This is a genomic window from Halogeometricum borinquense DSM 11551, from assembly GCF_000172995.2.
GTDB classification, from domain to species: domain Archaea; phylum Halobacteriota; class Halobacteria; order Halobacteriales; family Haloferacaceae; genus Halogeometricum; species Halogeometricum borinquense.
In genome coordinates this window covers 2,081,772-2,097,090 of sequence record NC_014729.1, presented here as the reverse complement: position 1 = coordinate 2,097,090, position 15,319 = coordinate 2,081,772, and the positions used below count along the sequence as shown (strand labels likewise).

Here is a 15,319-nt window from a genome sequence, read left to right as displayed (position 1 = left end):
GTTCAGTACCCCAGTTCCGTCAACGCGCCGCGGAGTGACGAGAGTTTGTCGCAGCCGGAGTATCGAACCAGTTCGAGCGAGGAGAAGACGGTATACACCGCCGCACGCGTCTCGAAGAACCCGTCTTCGATGCCTCGCCGGTCGTCGTACCGCTCGAAGAACGCGTCACCGAACGTGTCGAAGGCGAGGATGTAGGCGAGTTCGATCTCTGGGTGGCCGTAGTACATCGCAGGGTCCAAAAATGCCCGTACGTGGCCGTCGCGGACGACGACGTTCTCGGACCAGACGTCGCCGTGGAGCAGGGCGGGCGCAGCCGGTTCGGTGAGCAAACTGTCGAGGTCTGATGTGAGGGCCGCGACGCGTTCTCGGTCTGCGGATGGCAGCGTTCCCGCCTCGGCCGCCGCGTCGGCTACGTCGCGCAGTCGGAACTCGCGGAAGAAGTCGATCCACGACTCAGTCCACGGGTTCGGGAGACTGTACGGGCCACTTAGCGTATCGAACGGGAATCCTGACTGCTCGGCGGTCACTTCGTGGAGTTCGGCGAGGCAGTCCGCAGCATCTCGTTCGACTGCCTCAGTGAATTTTCCATCTCCCTCGACGTACTCCATGAGAAGGCAGCCAGTTGTCGCGTGATACACTTCGGGGACCGGAAGCGCCGACTCACGGTCGAGATACCGGAGCATCTCGGCTTCGACGGTCAGCGGTGTGTCACTGACTTTGGCGACGACGGCATCGCGGTCGGCGAAGTCGAGTCGGGAGACAGACCCCACCTTCCCACCGTCGAGTTCAGCGGCGTTTGTCACGGCCGAACCGAACTGCGACTCCGCACGGGCACAAACCGTCTCCAGAGACTGTTGTCTCTCGGATGCAGGTGGTGTCTTGTCGGCCACACGAACGACATCGAAGGCCCGTTCCCTGAGCGTGTCGCTTCCGGCATCGTATCGCAGTCTTGCGGTTTCTTCGGCTCCCGGACCGGAACTCTTAGATGCCGACGCACCGGAACTGAACGTATGCGCCTCTTCCGGTCGAAAGAGATTCTCGGAATCGCCGAGGAGGCACTCGAATTCGCGTTGGAGGCGTCCAAAGAGACGCACCCCAACGAGTACATGGGATTTCTCCGCGGTGAGGACGCACGACAGCTCGGCCTCGACCGCTCGGGGACGGTCATCACGGACGTGCTGATCATCCCGGGGACGAAGTCAGACCCCACGAGTGCAACGGTGGATTCGAACATGATTCCGAACGACATGCGCGCGGTGGGTTCGATTCACTCTCACCCGAACGGCGTCCTCCGGCCGAGTGACGCTGACTTGGACACGTTCGGACAGGGGCAGGTCCATATCATCCTCGGACATCCCTATCGCAGAAGCGACTGGCGTGCGTTCGACCAAGAGGGCAAACCCACGACGCTGGATGTCCTCGACGTGGACCTCCCGGACCCCGAATCGTTCTTCGACTTCGACGAGGCAGATCTCGATCTGGACCTCGATGACCTTGATCAATGACGAGACGAGTTATCGCCCAAGGGACGTTCGACATCCTTCATCCCGGCCACGTGCATTACCTGCGAGACGCCGCCGAACTCGGTGATGAACTCCACGTCATCGTCGCCCGCCGCGAAAACGTCACTCACAAGGCCAAACCCATCCTCTCGGACCGCCAGCGCCGCGACATGGTTGCCGCCATCGACGTGGTAACGGAAGCCCACCTCGGCCACACTGAGGATATTTTCGTTCCTATCGAGCGCATCCGTCCCGACGTTATCGTTCTCGGTCACGACCAACACCACGACGCAGACGGTATCCGCGCGGCTCTGGACTCGCGCGGCATCGACTGTGAAGTCACCCGCGCCTCCGCGCGCGAACCGCGGTACGAGGACGAACTCCTCTCGACCGGCCGCATCATCGACCGGATTCTCGACCGCCGCGGCGACGACTGAATCGTCCGAAGCGTCGAATATCCTAACGCGAGTTATCGAGTCGGTGGCGCGTCCGTCCGTTCCGGCGCACCGCGAACTTTGTTGGGTCCGCCGTCGAACGAGTGACTATGACCGACGACCCGCCGGTAGAGTTTCACGAGTCGCTGGGCAACACGAGCCTCCGCGTCCGGCAGTTGGCCGATGACGGCGCGCCCCACGGGACGATGGTCGTGGCGAACGAACTCACCGCTGCCCGCGGACGGACGGGTAACGAGTGGGCCGCCCCGCCCGGCGGTATCTGGTCGAGCACGCTTCTCCGACCCGATCTATCCACGGAACACGTCGGGCGCCTCACCTTCGCCGGGGCGATGGCCGTCGTCGATGCCGTCGAACCACTCGGCGTCGATGCGCGTCTGAAGTGGCCGAACGACGTGGTCGTAGCCAGCCCGTCTGCCGAGGACGCCGCAGACGCCGTACCGAAGAAGCTCGCCGGTATCCTCACCGAACCCGTAGTGGACGGCGTCACTGTTCCTGGAAAACCCGTAGACGAGGTGTTTGGCGACGACAACGTGTCGGTCGAGTACGTCCTCGTCGGGACGGGAATCAACGCCGACTTCGACCCTGCGGAGGTGTCGCTCGACAGGCCAGTGACGACGCTCCGGGCGGAAGTCGGGTCTGTAGACCGCGAACGCGTCGCAGAACGCTATCGTGAGTCGTTGGTCGCGCGATGTGCCGCCGCCGAATCTGACGAGGGATTCGCGGCACTCCTGGATGACTGGCGCGAACGCGCCGAGACGCTCGGGTCGCGCGTGACGGTTCGACGACGAGGCAACGCCGATGTTACCGGCATCGCACGAGATGTATCGCCGCGGGGCGGACTGCTCGTTGAGACTGACGAACGCACGGTGGAAGTGACCGAAGGAGAGACGACTCGGTTGCGAAACGCGCCGCGGTAGTTACTGAGCGAGCGCGGACGCTTCGACGGTGCCTTCGACGCTGGCACTGTTGCCGCTACTGCTACTGTTCTGCTGTTCGGAGAGCCACGTTTGGTACTCTTCTTGTGAGACTACTTCGACGCTGAAGTACATCTGCGAGTGAGCGACACCGCAGTACTCGGTACAGTAGCCCTGGTAGGTATCTTCCTCGTAAGGGACAGTCTTGACGGTGTTAATCTGTCCCGGCATCGCGTCGGTCTTCATCCCCATCTTAGGAACGTGGAAGCCGTGTATCACGTCCCTGGAAGTCACCTCGAAGACGACCGGCCGGTCCTTCGGGACGACAATTTCGGTTCCGGTCGTGAAGTTACCGTCTTCGGGGTAGGACATCTCCCAACCCCACTGGTACGCTTCGGCGTGGACGACGACAGGGTCGCCCTGCAACTCTTCTTCTGGCTGGTGGGTGACGTTGTCGTCAGCGAGGACGCCGTAGGAGGCGACGCCGACGAACAGAAGGATAATGGCCGTTGCAACGGTCCACGTGATTTCGAGACGGCGGTTCTCCTTGGTTGGCAGCGGGTTGTCGTTGTTACGGAACTTCACCACCGCGTAGAGGAGGATGAACTCTACGAGTAGGGTGATGGGGAAGGCCACGTACAGCAGCCTACTGTTCAGATCGTTGATGAGCTCGGCGCTCGCGGACGCCTGCGCGGCCACAGGGTCAGCAAATAGCGCGAGAATCAGCACCGAGAACACCGAAACGAGTGCTAAACGCGTCTTTCGCATCTTATCGCACGGTTAGGAACATGTCCCTAAATAGTTGCTGTCTTTTCGTCGCGCGGTCGTGAAATCCCGAATTGAATCGTGAAAGCGCGGGTCCTAAATACGGCGCGTACGAACGAGCCGTAGGTGACTATACGTGGGATCGAACCGTACACATGACCGTTTTCACGCCCTGCTCGCCGCGACCGCGATGGGCGTCTATCTCTTGCTTCTCGTCGGCGCAACGACAGCTCTCACAGACGCCGCCGCGGCGTGTACCGCGTGGCCGGTCTGCGGTGACGGCTTCACCGCACCGACCACGGCGGCGGGCTGGCTGGCAGTCGGCCACCGACTGGCCGCTGTCCTCGTTGGCCTCCTCGGGGTTGTGACACTCGTCATGGCTGTCCGTTCCGGCGTTGAACGCCGGGTTCTCGGCTCGATGGTGGTTGCGGGAGTGCTCTATCCCGTTCAGGCTGCACTGGGGGCGTTCGTCGCTGTCGGCGGTGCCGACGCAACACTCTCGACGCTCCACCTTGTCGTCGGGATGGGCATCTTCGGCAGTCTCGTTCTCGCACTCGCGTGGGTGCTTGAGACAGAAACGGGCGACCCGACGGACGAACCACAGGGCGTCCCCGAACCGGATCTTCCGCCCGAGGGAGAACACGACCCGACGATTCCGACCGATCCGTTCGAGCGGGCGAAAGCGACTGCGGCCGCGTATTTCCGTCTGATGAAGCCGCGGCTGATGTGGCTCCTTTGTCTCGTCGCCTCTGCTGGCATGGCGCTTGCCGCGACGACGAGCACCGGTCTGACTCCCGAAATCGTCCTTGCGACGCTCGGTGGCGGTGTCCTCTCTATCGGTGCGTCAGGGACGTTCAACCACGTCCTCGAACGCGACATCGACCGGCGAATGGAGCGAACGAGCGACCGGCCGCTCGCAGTCGACCTCGTTCCTGTTCGGCACGCTGTTGCGTTCGGGCTGGTCTTAGCAGCGGCGTCTGTCGCACTGTTCGCGTGGGTGAACACGCTCGCGGCCGTCCTCGGCGTCGGCGCGATTCTGTTCTACAGCGTCGTCTACACGCTCATCCTGAAGCCGAACACGGTGCAGAACACCGTTATCGGCGGCGCGGCGGGGGCGCTTCCCGCACTCATCGGTTGGGTCGCTGTCACCGGTGAAATCGGCTTCGGCGGCCTCCTGCTGGCGGCGGTCATCTTCCTGTGGACGCCCGCGCACTTTTACAACCTCGCGCTGGCGTACAAGGACGACTACGCTCGCGGTGGCTTCCCGATGATGCCCGTCGTCCGCGGTGAGACGGAGACGCGAAAGCACACGCTTTGGTATCTCGGTGCGACGCTCATCGCCGCGGGCGCACTAGCGGCGATGGAAGCTCTCGGGGTCGTTTACGCCCTCACGAGCGTCGTCTTCGGCGCGGTGTTCCTCTACTTCGTCGTGCAACTTCACTACGAACAGACCGAGTCCGCGGCGTTCCGCGCGTTCCACGCCTCGAACGCCTACCTCGGAATGTTGTTGTTGGCCGTCGTCGTAGATACGCTCGCAGTCTGATGAGCGTTACAGATACTCTCCGCGTCGCGTTCGACCGTGATGTTCTCTACGCCGCCCTGTTGGCGAACACGCTCGGAATGCTCGCACTTGTCTACGTTCTCGTCGCCGAGATCACGGTTACGCAACCCCGATACGCCTTCTACGGACTTCTCTGGATAGCTGTCGGCGTTATCGCCATCTGGAAGACGAGACCCGCCCCGACGGACGAGAAGACGCGCCAGCGCGCGAGACTCATCGCCGTCGGTTACGTCGTCGCACTCGCGTTTGCAGGCGGTATCGTCGTCTCCTCGCTGCCCAGCACTGCCGGCTGGGGTGTCCGACTCGCAACGCTTGCGCCCGGATGGGGTCCCGCACCCGTGTTCACGACGCCGTTCTTCGCTCTCGTGTTCATGCCCGCGCGCGTTGTCGGCTATCTCGCGCTCGGCTATCTCGTCTACGCGACAGTGATCGACGCCTCCGGGTCGGCCGTCTCCGGTATTCTCGGCTTACTCTCGTGTGTCTCATGCTCGTGGCCCATCCTCGCGTCTCTCCTCACGGGTGTGTTCGGAAGCAGCTCTGCACTCGTCGCCGCGACGTTCGATCTCTCGTACGATATCTCGACGCTCGTCTTCGTCGTCACCGTCGTGCTTCTCTACTGGCGGCCGTTCGGATTCGGCCGCGGAGAGTGAGTCTCGCGTTCGTTTTGGCTGGCGTTCGGTGGAACTCATCGAATGTCCTTCGTTCACATTTAACTCGCCGGACGGAAAACGGTCTGATATGACCGAGATCGAGATAGAGTACTGCGTTCCGTGTGGGTTCCTCGACAGAGCCGAGACCATCCAACACGCTGTTCTTCAACAGTTCGGTGAACGCGTCAATCGCGTCTCGCTCGTAACGGGTGACCACGGCGTCCTCACGGTCGCCGTCGATGACGAAATCGTCTGGGACAAAGCGGACGACGAGTACGATGTTGACGAAATCACACGGCGCGTCCGGTCAGCTCTCTGAACGGTGAAATCCGGTGAACACGCCGCCGTCGGCGGTGTCGTCTCGGTTGTCGCGGCGTTCGTCCTCTTTCCGGGTTCGACGGGGATGGCACACCTCGCGCTCGTCGGCGCTGGTATCGTGGTCAGCGTTCTCATCGATTTAGACCACTTTGTCATCGCTCGCTGGCTGACGGGCGACTGGCGGCATCTCGAACGCGCCGTGAAAAACCCACGCGTCGGGCTGATCGAACAGGAGAAAGTGTTCGCCGATATGGACGGCGAGGGGCTGACCCCCCGCCGTCTGTTGAGTCACCACCTCATCGGCGGCGTCGTTACGTTTGCGGTCGTCCTCGTTGGCCGACCGACGCTGGCCGCTTTCGTCGCTATCGTCCTCTATGCTCACATCGTCTGCGACTACCTCAGGGACCTCGACTACGCGTGATGCAGCACGAACAGGAGTGGAGTCGCTGGACTCAGTTCAGTGCCCCCACAGACGCCCTTCGTCGTCGTACCGGGCGTTCATGATTCGTTCCCACTGGTCCTCGGAGAGACTCACGTCGGCGGCTTCGACGTTCTCATCCAGTTGCTCCTCGGTTCGCGCACCCACGATGGGGATCACCGTCGCCTCGGGGTAGTCCATCAGCCAGCGAAGTGCGACTTGCGCGGGCGAAGCGTCCACCTCGTCGGCGACCGTGCGAATCGTGTCGAGCACGTTCCACCCGCGCTCGGAGAGATAGAACTGTTCGAACCGGTCGTCGAACGACGCGCGAGACCCGTCGGGTGCGATCACCTGCGTCGGGTCGTCCGGGTCGGCGCGTTCGTACTTACCGGTCAGGAAACCGCCTGCAAGCGGCGAATACGGACAGACCGCGAGTTCTTGATCGCCGCACACGTCGAGATAGTCTTTCACGTCCTCGTAGTAGCCCGCATGGAACAGCGGTTGAGTGACCTCGAAGCGCTCCCACTCGTGGACCTCGGACTTCCAGAGCGCCTTCGTCAGTTGCCACGCCGCCATCGTAGACGCACCGAGGTAGTTCACTTTACCCTCTTCGACGAGGCGGTTCAGCGTCGAAAGCGTCTCCTCGATAGGCGTCTCCTCGTCCCAACGGTGGATGTAGTAGAGATCGAGATACTCCGTGCCGAGGCGGTCCAGCGTGCCCTCGATCTGATCTCGAATGTGGGTTCGTGAGAGACCCGACCCGTTCGGGTTCTCCTCGTCGAAGGGGAAGTACACTTTCGAGGTGATGACGTAGTTCTCGCGGTCCCGTTCTGCGAGCCAGTCACCGATCCACGACTCCGACCGGCCGTTGGGCGTGCCGTAGACGTTCGCGCTATCGATGAAGTTGCCGCCGCGGTCTGCGAACGCGTCGAGAAGGTCGTGTGCTTCCTCTTTCGACGTTTCCAGCACGCCGTTCGTCTCGCGGCCGAAGCGCCACGTGCCGAAGCAAAGTTCCGAGACCTTCGTTCCGGTACTGCCCAGTCGTCGGGAGTCGAGTGTCATGTGCTAATCGACGGGTGCTGCGCGCAAAAGTGTGTGACTTCCGGTCATTCGTGTTCCGCCGGCACGATTACCGTCGGTTCGAGAGACGGGGCTACGGCGCAGTCAGTCGGAACAGTTCGCCTGTCTGCCCGCTGACTCTCCCGACATTGGTCGTAAGCAGGTATATCTCCCCGTCGTCGCGACCGAACGCCGTCACGAACGACCCGGGGGAAGTATCGCCCGTAATGGAGACTTCGACGGGAGGCCACGGTGCCGTCTCCGACGAAGGGTCGGCAGCGAATAACCGTCCGTTCGCCCGCCAGTCAGCGAAGACGTACGCGCCCTCAAGTTCCGGTAGCGACCCGCCGCGGACGACGTAGCCGCCGATGACGGCGATTCCCGAGACGCCGTCGCCAGAGTGTGGGTACTCGATGACCGGGTCAACGAGCGAGTTGTCGTCAGGTGTCGTCGTCGGACAGTCGTTCGCGCCGAAACAGTGCATCCCCTCGCGGACGTTCCAGCCGTAGTTGCCGCCCTTCTCGACGCGGTTGACCTCCTCATATCGGTTCTGTCCTACGTCCGCGACGTAGAGATCCCAGTCGCCGTCGCCTCTGTCCGTACTGTCGTCGCTGTCCTTCCCATCCCCACCGCCCCCTTCTCCGCCGCGGATGTCGAACGAAAACCGCCACGGATTCCGAAGGCCCCACGCGTAATGTTCATTTAACCCGTCGGAGCCGACGAGCGGGTTGTCGTCGGGAATGCCGTACGGTCGGGTTTCGCCCTCGTCGTCCACGTCGATGCGGAGGATACTCCCGAGCAGGTTTTCGGTCACGTCCTGTCCATTGCCGCCCGCGATGGCGTCGTACCAGTCCTCGACGTGGCCGGTTCCCCTGTCGCCGCCAGCGCCGCCGTCACCAGTGCCGACGTAGAGGTAGCCGTCCGGACCGAAGCCGACGGCACCGGCGTTGTGGTTCGACTGCGGTTGCGGGAGTTCGAGGAGTGTCCGTTCTTCGTCAGGAGTTGCCGTTCGCGCCGTCGGGTCCACGGTGAACTCGCTGAGGACGAACGTGTGACTGTAGTTTTGCGGTGTGCCGTCTCGACGCGGTGCGCTGTACCGGACGAACAGACGGCCGTTCTCGGCAAAGTCGGGATGTGGCGCGACGCCGAGAAGTCCTTGCTCGGAGTAGCCGCCGAGATCTACTACGCGGTCTCTGATGTCCAGATACGGCTCATCACGGCGACCGTTCTCCGTCACTTCGTAGATGGTTCCGGGCTGGTCTACGACGAACTGTCGGTCGGTTCCCGCCGGCGCGTAGAAATCGATAGGTGAGACGAATCCCGAGGCGACACGTTCGACGGCAACACGGGCGTCGTCCAGTTCGGAGCTGCCGGACGATCCGCTGTCGGTCGGATCCGGATTCGTTGTCGGTGTTCGGTCGCCGCTGTCTTCCCCACTGGTCGGGGCTGAACTGCACCCGGCGATACCTGCGAGGACAGTTGCAAACCCGGACGCGAGGACGCGGCGGCGGGGGAGTGGGGACATGTGTCATTCACGGGCCGCGGGGAGAATAAGCGTTATCGCGGCGTCGGAAGCGTGATCCGTTCGCGTAGAAGCCGCGTCGAATCCCGTGCCCGAATCCGAATCCTTACCACCGAACCGCGACGAAATCTGCGTATGGACGAGGTACTCGTCGCCGACGACGTGCGGAAATCGTACGGCGACAGAGACGCTCTCTCGGGAGTCTCGCTCTCGGTATCGGCGGGCGAGGTGTTCGGACTCATCGGCCCGAACGGCGCGGGAAAGACGACGTTGGTCCGTGCGCTCACCGGGACGACGCCTGTGGAAGGACACGTCAGCGTCCTCGGCACATCACCGACGGCGGTCGAACGTTCTCGCATTGGCCTGCTCCCCCAGTCGTTCTCCCCGGCCGCTCGTCTCACCGCCCGCGAACTCGTTTCCTACTACGCGGGGCTGTACGACGAGGCACGCGACCCCGAGTCAGTTCTCGCGGACGTGGGACTCGCGGGGGACGATGCCAACACGTGGTACGAGGACCTTTCGGGCGGCCAGCAACGCCGGGCGTGCGTCGCCGCCGCATTGGTGAACGACCCGGACGTGCTGTTCTTGGACGAACCGACCACCGGCATCGACCCCGCGGGTCGTCGGTCGCTGTGGAACCTGCTCGATGACCTCGCTGCGGGCGGGACGACGGTGTTTCTCACGAGTCACTCGATGGCCGAAGTCGAACGACTCGCGGACCGCGTGGGATTGCTGAACGCGGGCGAACTCGTCGCCGTCGGCTCGCCGAGCGAACTCGTCGCGGCCCACGGCGGCGACAGCAGACTCGAAGTCGAGACGGAATCGCTGCCGGAATCGGCCACGGAGGCACTGAACGGACATTTCGATGCCGCCGCGCGCGACGGCCGACTCGTCTTCGAGGGACTGACGCCGCGCGACATCGGCGACGCCGTGGACGCACTCGACGACGCGGGCATCGCATACGACACGCTGACGTGGACGCAACCGGACCTCGAAGACGTGTATCTCTCGCTGACGGGCGAAGCGTTCGAGGATAATCCAAGTTTCGCGGACGCACCGATGGCTGACGGCGGCGGGAACGTCGGTCAGTCGGCTCGCGGTGGTCACGGAGGCAGTCGCGGAGGTGACGAACAGTGAGTTCGCTCGGCCGCGTCCGCGCGGAGTTCACCGCCTCGTGGCACTCGTTCCTCCGTCGCCGGACGGCGGTGTTCTTCACGTTCTTCTTCCCGGTCATCATCGTCCTCATCTTCGGGGCGTTAGTGCAGACGCAACCGACCGGCGGCGGCCTGTTCGCCGAACCACCAGCATACTACGTGCCCGGCTACCTCGCAGTTGTCGTCCTCTTCACGCCGCTTTCGCGCGTCGGGTCCACAATCGCCCGCCACCGCGAGGGCAACCGATTCGAGAAGCTGGCGACGACGCCGCTCTCGCGGGCCGAGTGGTTGCTGAGCCAGACGCTCGTGAACGTCGTCGTCATCGGACTGGCCGCGTTAGCCCTGTTGGTCCTCACGGTCGTCGTGACCGGCGTGTCCATTCCGCTCCGTCCGGCGACGCTCAGCATCGTCGCGTTCGTGGCACTCGGCGTCACGCTGTTCTGTGGACTCGGCGCGATTCTCGGTCGCGTCGCCGACTCCCAAGACGGTGTCATCGCGGCGTCGAACGCCATTGCGCTTCCACTGCTGTTCCTCTCTGAGACGTTCGTCACGCCGGACCTGCTGCCCGCGTGGTTCCGTCCGGCGATGAACCTCTCGCCGCTAACTTACTTCGCTCGCGGCGTCCGCGCGGTGACGACGGGGTCGGGCGATCCGTGGTCGAATCTCGCCATCCTCGCCGTGCTCTCTGTCGTGTTCTTCGCGGCGGGCGCGTACGCCATCCCGCGGACGGACTGATACGGACGACTGTCGTCTCTTCTGTCTGGTCTCTTCCGTGCTGTACGTTATCGCGACAAGTATTCGCGCGAACGGTGTCAGTGTCGCGGGAGTTTATTAGCCGTCGCGGCGGAGTCGCGCACGAAGATGGTTACGCTCGACTCTCACGAGGACATGCAGCGACTGGTAGACAGCGGCGTCGTCGCGGTGATGCGAGGCGCAGACGCTGACACCATTCTTGAGGTGGCACAGGCGTTGCACGACGGCGGCGTCACAGCCTACGAGATTACCGCGGACAACCCCGACGCGATGGACCTCATCAGCGAGGTGTCGGCGTCGTTCTCCGAGACGGAGGCAATCGTCGGCGCGGGCACCGTCCTCGACAGTGAGACAGCCCGTGCATCCATCATGAACGGCGCGGAGTTCGTCGTCGGCCCGAGCTTCGACGAGGGCGTCGTAGAGACATGCAACCGCTACGGCACTATCGTCGCACCGGGCATCCTCACGCCGACGGAAGCCGTGGACGCCTACGAGGCGGGCGCGGATCTGGTCAAAGTGTTCCCGGCGTCAGTGATGGGGCCAAAACACCTCGCTAGCATCAAAGGTCCGCTTCCGCAGATTCCGCTCATGCCGACGGGTGGCATCGGCATCGACAACGTAGCCGACTACATCGAAGCTGGTGCCGTCGTCGTCGGCGCTGGAAGCGCCATCATGGACGCCGACGCCATCGAAGCGGGCGACTTCGAGGCCATCACCGAGACGGCCCGCGAGTTCACACAGGTTATCGAAGACGCCCGCGAATAGAACGGAATCCGACACGTCCGTTCAGCGAAGCGATGCGACGTGTTCGTGGTACGAGGGCGAAACCCGTTCTCGAAGCGTTTCGCATTCGGTTTCGCCGTCGAGCGAGACGAGATACGCCGCGCCGTCGTCGTCGCCGTAGGCGTGCTGGAAGTCGTAGACGAATCCGGCGACGGCCACGTCGTCCGGCACCGCGTCGGTTTCGACGAGGAAATCGACCTGCTCCTGCACTGCCCGCTCAACCAGTTTGTTGACGGCCTCACCGCGCGGCGTATCGTCGTCGAAAACGCCGTCTTCCCGGGCCGACTCGACTATCGGTGTGAGTCGGGCGACGGCCGCCTCAACCGCAGGGAGAAGCGAGGTCTCAGATTCGCCGGTTACCGACTCGTACGCCGCAGTGACGGCACCACAGCCGGTGTGTCCTAGGACTGCGATGAGTTCCACGTCCAGTGCGGACACCGCGTAACCGACCGCGTCGTTGACGACGAGTTCGCCGTCTACGTCCGTCCACGCCTGATCGCCGACGTTGACGCTCGTAAATAGGTCCCCGTCCGCGTTGGCGTCCCAGACGCCTTCCGCCGGGACGCGCGAGTCCGAACACGACACAGAGACGACGGGCGGATCCTGTCCGTCGCGCACGCCCTCGAAGTGGCCGTCGTCAACCTGTGCAACGTGTTCGTCGTTGCCGTCGAGTAACCGTTCGAGTACCTCCATGAGAGTCGGAAGACGCCTCTAGCGTATCAATTGGCCGGGACCCGGCACATCTTTCGTCCCCGCGACCGACGGCCGAGACATGACCGCAGGTGGCATCCTCTTTTTCCGAACCACGAACCGCGAAACGACGACGGCGTTCTACACCGACACCGTCGGTGCGGAGGTGTGGCTAGAGCAGTCCGGGTGTACCATCCTCCGCCACGGAAACATGCTGTTCGGCTTCTGTGACGGCGATGAGACGGAAACGGACGGCATCGTCACGTTCGTCTACGATACCGCAGACGAGGTAGACGAGATGCACGAGCGCGTCGGGGATGCAGCCCGAGAAGCCCCGCACGAGAACGAACAGTACGATATCTACCAGTTCTTCGCTGCGGACCCCGACGGCCGAACCGTGGAGTTCCAGACGTTCCGGCACGAGGTTTCGGCCCCGCTCTAACCTCGCCGTCGGTTCTGTGTCGTCAAGAGCGGCTATTTACTGTTGTCATCGCTCGCTGTATCCCAGACGAACGGATCGGCGTCATCTGTCGCGTCATCTGAGGGACCGTCTGTGGCCCCATCTGCGGCATTGTCTACGGCGTCATCGGGATCCGAATGCGCCGTGTCAGCAGTTCCATCCTGTTCGGATTTCGACTGTTCGACCGATTCCGTGACGGACAGTTCGTCGTCGGCACCGATGCCGACGCGGCCCTGTCGGTGTGCGGCGACGGCGACACGGAGACGCGACTCCAGTTCGTCGCGGAGTTCGTCGGCGTAGTCGGTGTCGATGTCTACAGCAGCGACGTCCTGTCCCCCGAGTGAAAGCGACCCAGCGGTGTCGATAGTGACGGTCGCGAGTCGAAGACGGCGCTGGAAGATGGTTCGCGAGTCGATCACCGTCTGGATGCGGTAGTAGGGGACGATTTTCGTCTCGCGCTTCAGGACGCCGTTTCGGGTGACGACGTGGTTCTCACCCAGCCACAGGCCGCGGTGTTTCCACTTGTAGTGTGCGGCGACGGCCGCGACGGGGATGAGCGCCAGCGGTGCGTACCACGGGAGTCCGAGACTGGCGACAGAGCCTGCGACGGACAGTACCGCCGTCGCCGCTCCGATGACGATGCTGTACCGCCCGAAGTAGCGTCGGCGGGTTCGTTTCGGCGGGCGACGGAAGTCGGGTGATCCGACCGGTTCGATATCGTTGACGAGGTCCTCGATGCGCTCACGGCTGGCGATTGGGACGGCAGCCTCCGATCCACGTGACGACCCGGAGTCGCCCTGTCCGGGCGCGTATCCTGCCGTCTCGACCAACAGTGTAGCGTACCCCGCCCAGCGCTTCAGCGGGTTGTCCGCTATCGTCAGCGTTTGCACCTTATCGAAGGGGATCGATCCATCGTATCGCTGGAGCAACCCGCGTTCGTACTGAAGTTCGTCCGCCGACTGGACGAGACGGAACCCGTAGTAGTTCACGATGGCGATGGCTGCGCCGGTTATCCACGACGCCAGAATCACGAGGAGGAGGAGCACGAACGTCCCGAGGACGACCACGACAGGTCCCAGATCGCTGGGGAACAAGGACGTGACGACCGTGAGCGACCCCGAGAAAAAGAGGAAAATAATACCGGGCACGCGGAAGTCGAACGAGAGCGCACCGAGGATTCCGAGTTCGCGGCCTTCGAGTTTGAAGAGTTCCTCCGCGACGGGCGTGTCGGCATCCTCGTCGGCCGACTCGCCGCGCTTCAGACGGCCCAGTTCCCGCTGGAGTCGTTTTGCTTCCTCGAAGGACACGAACCGAAGTTTTGCCTCTGTTTCCGTCCCGCCGGCCGTCTCGAACGAGACGGCGGCAATGCCCATCGCTCGCTGGATCACGTTACGCGAGATATCCACGTTCTGAATGCGCCCGAGCGGAATCTCGCGGTTTCGACGGGCGAACACGCCGGACTCGATATCGAACGTATCTGCGGTGAGTTCGTAGGTAAACCGTCGGTAGTAGGCGAACTCGTAGGCCACGAGAGCAATAGCGAAGAGACTCGCCAGTCCGACGAGGACGAGTGGACCGGTGATGCCGGCGAACGGAAGGCTGAACCCCCCCGTAGCGAGAGCAAACCCGAGGGCGGCGACGATGCTCCCGCCACGTTGGAGGACGCGATAGGGAACCGACAGGGGGGAGAGATGTTGGGTGACCATCAGACGGCGTCTTCACCTTCAGACCGGATGGCGAGGCGTTTCAACCGCTCCCGCAACTCGTCCGCGCTGTCTGCGGTAAGTCCCGGAACCGACACGTCTGCACCACGTGATCCGGCGGTGTAGACGACAGTACTCGCCAAGCCGATGACCCGTTCTACCGGGCCACGGGAGGAATCGACGTGTTGGATACGGACGAACGGGACGACTGTCCGTACGCGCGTGAAGACGCCGCGTTCGAGGTACAGCGAGTCCTCGCGCACCTCGTATCCCCACGACCGATACCGGGCGATTGCCAGACTCGCCCCGAGGACGAACACAACCGCAGTGGCGGCGTACGGACTCCACGAGGGGAGAAACGGTGGTGAGACGAACTGGACGACCGCAAACAGCAGTGCGCCGATGACGAGTGCGGTGAGCGCCGCACTCCCGACCCAGAGCAGTCGGACGCGCGGATCGAGTCGATTCATCGGTTGGCGTAGACGAGAGCGTTCGAAGAACGTGACGCCGTGGCAGAGCCTGTCGGCTTCATGTTGGAAGACGTTCCGCCGCGGTGATAAAATATACTGTCGGCTATCTCCACGGGCGGGCGAAACGTGTCGGTGGAGACAA

At 63.2% G+C, this 15,319-nt stretch carries 18 protein-coding genes; 11 read left to right on the top strand and 7 right to left on the bottom strand.

Features of this window, described 5'->3' with window-relative positions:
* Positions 1 to 2: 2 nt before the first annotated feature.
* Positions 3 to 848, bottom strand: coding sequence for a fructosamine kinase family protein (locus HBOR_RS10600; RefSeq protein WP_394295402.1), 846 nt, complete (start codon positions 846 to 848; stop codon positions 3 to 5).
* A gap of 162 nt (positions 849 to 1,010) precedes the next feature.
* On the opposite strand from HBOR_RS10600, the gene HBOR_RS10595 reads away from it, so the two are divergent.
* From HBOR_RS10595 to HBOR_RS10585, 3 genes are all read left to right on the top strand, one after another.
* Positions 1,011 to 1,505, top strand: coding sequence for a Mov34/MPN/PAD-1 family protein (locus tag HBOR_RS10595; protein WP_006056786.1), 495 nt, complete (start codon positions 1,011 to 1,013; stop codon positions 1,503 to 1,505).
* A complete protein-coding gene (locus HBOR_RS10590) occupies positions 1,502 to 1,939 on the top strand; it encodes an adenylyltransferase/cytidyltransferase family protein (RefSeq protein WP_006056787.1) in 438 nt (145 codons plus the stop codon). Before HBOR_RS10595 ends, HBOR_RS10590 begins: the two co-directional genes overlap by 4 nt.
* 107 nt (positions 1,940 to 2,046) lie before the next feature.
* Complete coding sequence (locus HBOR_RS10585) at positions 2,047 to 2,874, top strand: biotin--[acetyl-CoA-carboxylase] ligase (RefSeq protein WP_006056788.1); 828 nt, start codon at positions 2,047 to 2,049, stop codon at positions 2,872 to 2,874.
* Here HBOR_RS10585 and coxB read toward each other — a convergent pair whose 3' ends face one another.
* Complete coding sequence (gene coxB, locus HBOR_RS10580) at positions 2,875 to 3,639, bottom strand: cytochrome c oxidase subunit II (protein ID WP_006056789.1); 765 nt, start codon at positions 3,637 to 3,639, stop codon at positions 2,875 to 2,877.
* Between the two features lie 187 nt (positions 3,640 to 3,826).
* Between coxB and HBOR_RS10575 the strand changes: the two genes are divergently transcribed.
* The 4 genes from HBOR_RS10575 (at position 3,827) to HBOR_RS10560 (ending at position 6,586) form a co-directional block, all read left to right on the top strand.
* Positions 3,827 to 5,179 carry a heme o synthase gene (locus HBOR_RS10575; RefSeq protein ID WP_006056790.1) on the top strand — a complete coding sequence of 451 codons (1,353 nt, stop codon included), beginning with the start codon at positions 3,827 to 3,829 and terminating at the stop codon, positions 5,177 to 5,179.
* Positions 5,179 to 5,847, top strand: coding sequence for a DUF7546 family protein (locus tag HBOR_RS10570; protein WP_006056791.1), 669 nt, complete (start codon positions 5,179 to 5,181; stop codon positions 5,845 to 5,847). The genes HBOR_RS10575 and HBOR_RS10570 overlap by 1 nt, the downstream gene beginning before the upstream one ends.
* A gap of 88 nt (positions 5,848 to 5,935) precedes the next feature.
* Positions 5,936 to 6,166, top strand: a complete 231-nt coding sequence (locus tag HBOR_RS10565) for a SelT/SelW/SelH family protein (RefSeq protein ID WP_006056792.1) — start codon at positions 5,936 to 5,938, stop codon at positions 6,164 to 6,166.
* Between the two features lie 3 nt (positions 6,167 to 6,169).
* Positions 6,170 to 6,586 (top strand): hypothetical protein, encoded by a 417-nt coding sequence (locus tag HBOR_RS10560; protein ID WP_006056793.1) that lies wholly within the window; start codon positions 6,170 to 6,172, stop codon positions 6,584 to 6,586.
* 36 nt (positions 6,587 to 6,622) lie between these two features.
* Here the strand turns inward: HBOR_RS10560 and HBOR_RS10555 are convergent, their stop codons facing one another.
* Both HBOR_RS10555 and HBOR_RS10550 read right to left on the bottom strand, forming a co-directional pair.
* The gene (locus HBOR_RS10555; RefSeq protein WP_006056794.1) at positions 6,623 to 7,645 is read right to left on the bottom strand and encodes an aldo/keto reductase; all 1,023 of its coding nucleotides are present in this window, start codon (positions 7,643 to 7,645) and stop codon (positions 6,623 to 6,625) included.
* A gap of 91 nt (positions 7,646 to 7,736) precedes the next feature.
* A complete protein-coding gene (locus HBOR_RS10550; protein WP_006056795.1) occupies positions 7,737 to 9,167 on the bottom strand; it encodes a PQQ-dependent sugar dehydrogenase in 1,431 nt (476 codons plus the stop codon).
* A 132-nt stretch (positions 9,168 to 9,299) separates the two neighbouring features.
* Here HBOR_RS10550 and HBOR_RS10545 point away from each other — a divergent pair, with 132 nt between their 5' ends.
* The 3 genes from HBOR_RS10545 to HBOR_RS10535 all read left to right on the top strand — a co-directional run bounded on the left by HBOR_RS10545 (position 9,300) and on the right by HBOR_RS10535 (position 11,836).
* A complete protein-coding gene (locus HBOR_RS10545; protein ID WP_006056796.1) occupies positions 9,300 to 10,301 on the top strand; it encodes an ABC transporter ATP-binding protein in 1,002 nt (333 codons plus the stop codon).
* Positions 10,298 to 11,053, top strand: a complete 756-nt coding sequence (locus HBOR_RS10540) for an ABC transporter permease (protein WP_006056797.1) — start codon at positions 10,298 to 10,300, stop codon at positions 11,051 to 11,053. Before HBOR_RS10545 ends, HBOR_RS10540 begins: the two co-directional genes overlap by 4 nt.
* A gap of 126 nt (positions 11,054 to 11,179) precedes the next feature.
* Positions 11,180 to 11,836 (top strand): bifunctional 4-hydroxy-2-oxoglutarate aldolase/2-dehydro-3-deoxy-phosphogluconate aldolase, encoded by a 657-nt coding sequence (locus HBOR_RS10535; RefSeq protein ID WP_006056798.1) that lies wholly within the window; start codon positions 11,180 to 11,182, stop codon positions 11,834 to 11,836.
* Between the two features lie 21 nt (positions 11,837 to 11,857).
* Here HBOR_RS10535 and HBOR_RS10530 read toward each other — a convergent pair whose 3' ends face one another.
* Positions 11,858 to 12,547 carry a carbonic anhydrase gene (locus HBOR_RS10530; protein WP_006056799.1) on the bottom strand — a complete coding sequence of 230 codons (690 nt, stop codon included), beginning with the start codon at positions 12,545 to 12,547 and terminating at the stop codon, positions 11,858 to 11,860.
* Positions 12,548 to 12,626: 79 nt separating this feature from the next.
* Here HBOR_RS10530 and HBOR_RS10525 point away from each other — a divergent pair, with 79 nt between their 5' ends.
* On the top strand, positions 12,627 to 12,986 hold the full coding sequence (locus HBOR_RS10525) for a VOC family protein (RefSeq protein WP_006056800.1): 360 nt from the start codon (positions 12,627 to 12,629) through the stop codon (positions 12,984 to 12,986).
* Between the two features lie 32 nt (positions 12,987 to 13,018).
* On the opposite strand, the gene HBOR_RS10520 is transcribed toward HBOR_RS10525, so the two are convergent.
* Together HBOR_RS10520 and HBOR_RS10515 are read right to left on the bottom strand one after the other, a co-directional pair.
* Positions 13,019 to 14,710 (bottom strand): PH domain-containing protein, encoded by a 1,692-nt coding sequence (locus HBOR_RS10520; RefSeq protein ID WP_006056801.1) that lies wholly within the window; start codon positions 14,708 to 14,710, stop codon positions 13,019 to 13,021.
* A complete protein-coding gene (locus HBOR_RS10515; protein WP_006056802.1) occupies positions 14,710 to 15,177 on the bottom strand; it encodes a PH domain-containing protein in 468 nt (155 codons plus the stop codon). The genes HBOR_RS10520 and HBOR_RS10515 overlap by 1 nt, the downstream gene beginning before the upstream one ends.
* Between the last annotated feature and the right edge of the window lie 142 nt (positions 15,178 to 15,319).

Bases quoted from the DNA above. Each gene is read 5' to 3' on its own strand.
- HBOR_RS10565 (WP_006056792.1), top strand. From the start codon at position 5,936: ATGACCGAGATCGAGATAGAGTACTGCGTTCCGTGTGGGTTCCTCGAC.
- HBOR_RS10575 (WP_006056790.1), top strand. From the start codon at position 3,827: ATGGGCGTCTATCTCTTGCTTCTCGTCGGCGCAACGACAGCTCTCACA.
- coxB (WP_006056789.1), bottom strand. From the start codon at position 3,639: ATGCGAAAGACGCGTTTAGCACTCGTTTCGGTGTTCTCGGTGCTGATT.
- HBOR_RS10530 (WP_006056799.1), bottom strand. From the start codon at position 12,547: ATGGAGGTACTCGAACGGTTACTCGACGGCAACGACGAACACGTTGCA.
- HBOR_RS10590 (WP_006056787.1), top strand. From the start codon at position 1,502: ATGACGAGACGAGTTATCGCCCAAGGGACGTTCGACATCCTTCATCCC.
- HBOR_RS10550 (WP_006056795.1), bottom strand. From the start codon at position 9,167: ATGTCCCCACTCCCCCGCCGCCGCGTCCTCGCGTCCGGGTTTGCAACT.
- HBOR_RS10515 (WP_006056802.1), bottom strand. From the start codon at position 15,177: ATGAATCGACTCGATCCGCGCGTCCGACTGCTCTGGGTCGGGAGTGCG.
- HBOR_RS10595 (WP_006056786.1), top strand. From the start codon at position 1,011: ATGCGCCTCTTCCGGTCGAAAGAGATTCTCGGAATCGCCGAGGAGGCA.
- HBOR_RS10570 (WP_006056791.1), top strand. From the start codon at position 5,179: ATGAGCGTTACAGATACTCTCCGCGTCGCGTTCGACCGTGATGTTCTC.
- HBOR_RS10525 (WP_006056800.1), top strand. From the start codon at position 12,627: ATGACCGCAGGTGGCATCCTCTTTTTCCGAACCACGAACCGCGAAACG.
- HBOR_RS10555 (WP_006056794.1), bottom strand. From the start codon at position 7,645: ATGACACTCGACTCCCGACGACTGGGCAGTACCGGAACGAAGGTCTCG.
- HBOR_RS10520 (WP_006056801.1), bottom strand. From the start codon at position 14,710: ATGGTCACCCAACATCTCTCCCCCCTGTCGGTTCCCTATCGCGTCCTC.
- HBOR_RS10535 (WP_006056798.1), top strand. From the start codon at position 11,180: ATGGTTACGCTCGACTCTCACGAGGACATGCAGCGACTGGTAGACAGC.
- HBOR_RS10545 (WP_006056796.1), top strand. From the start codon at position 9,300: ATGGACGAGGTACTCGTCGCCGACGACGTGCGGAAATCGTACGGCGAC.
- HBOR_RS10585 (WP_006056788.1), top strand. From the start codon at position 2,047: ATGACCGACGACCCGCCGGTAGAGTTTCACGAGTCGCTGGGCAACACG.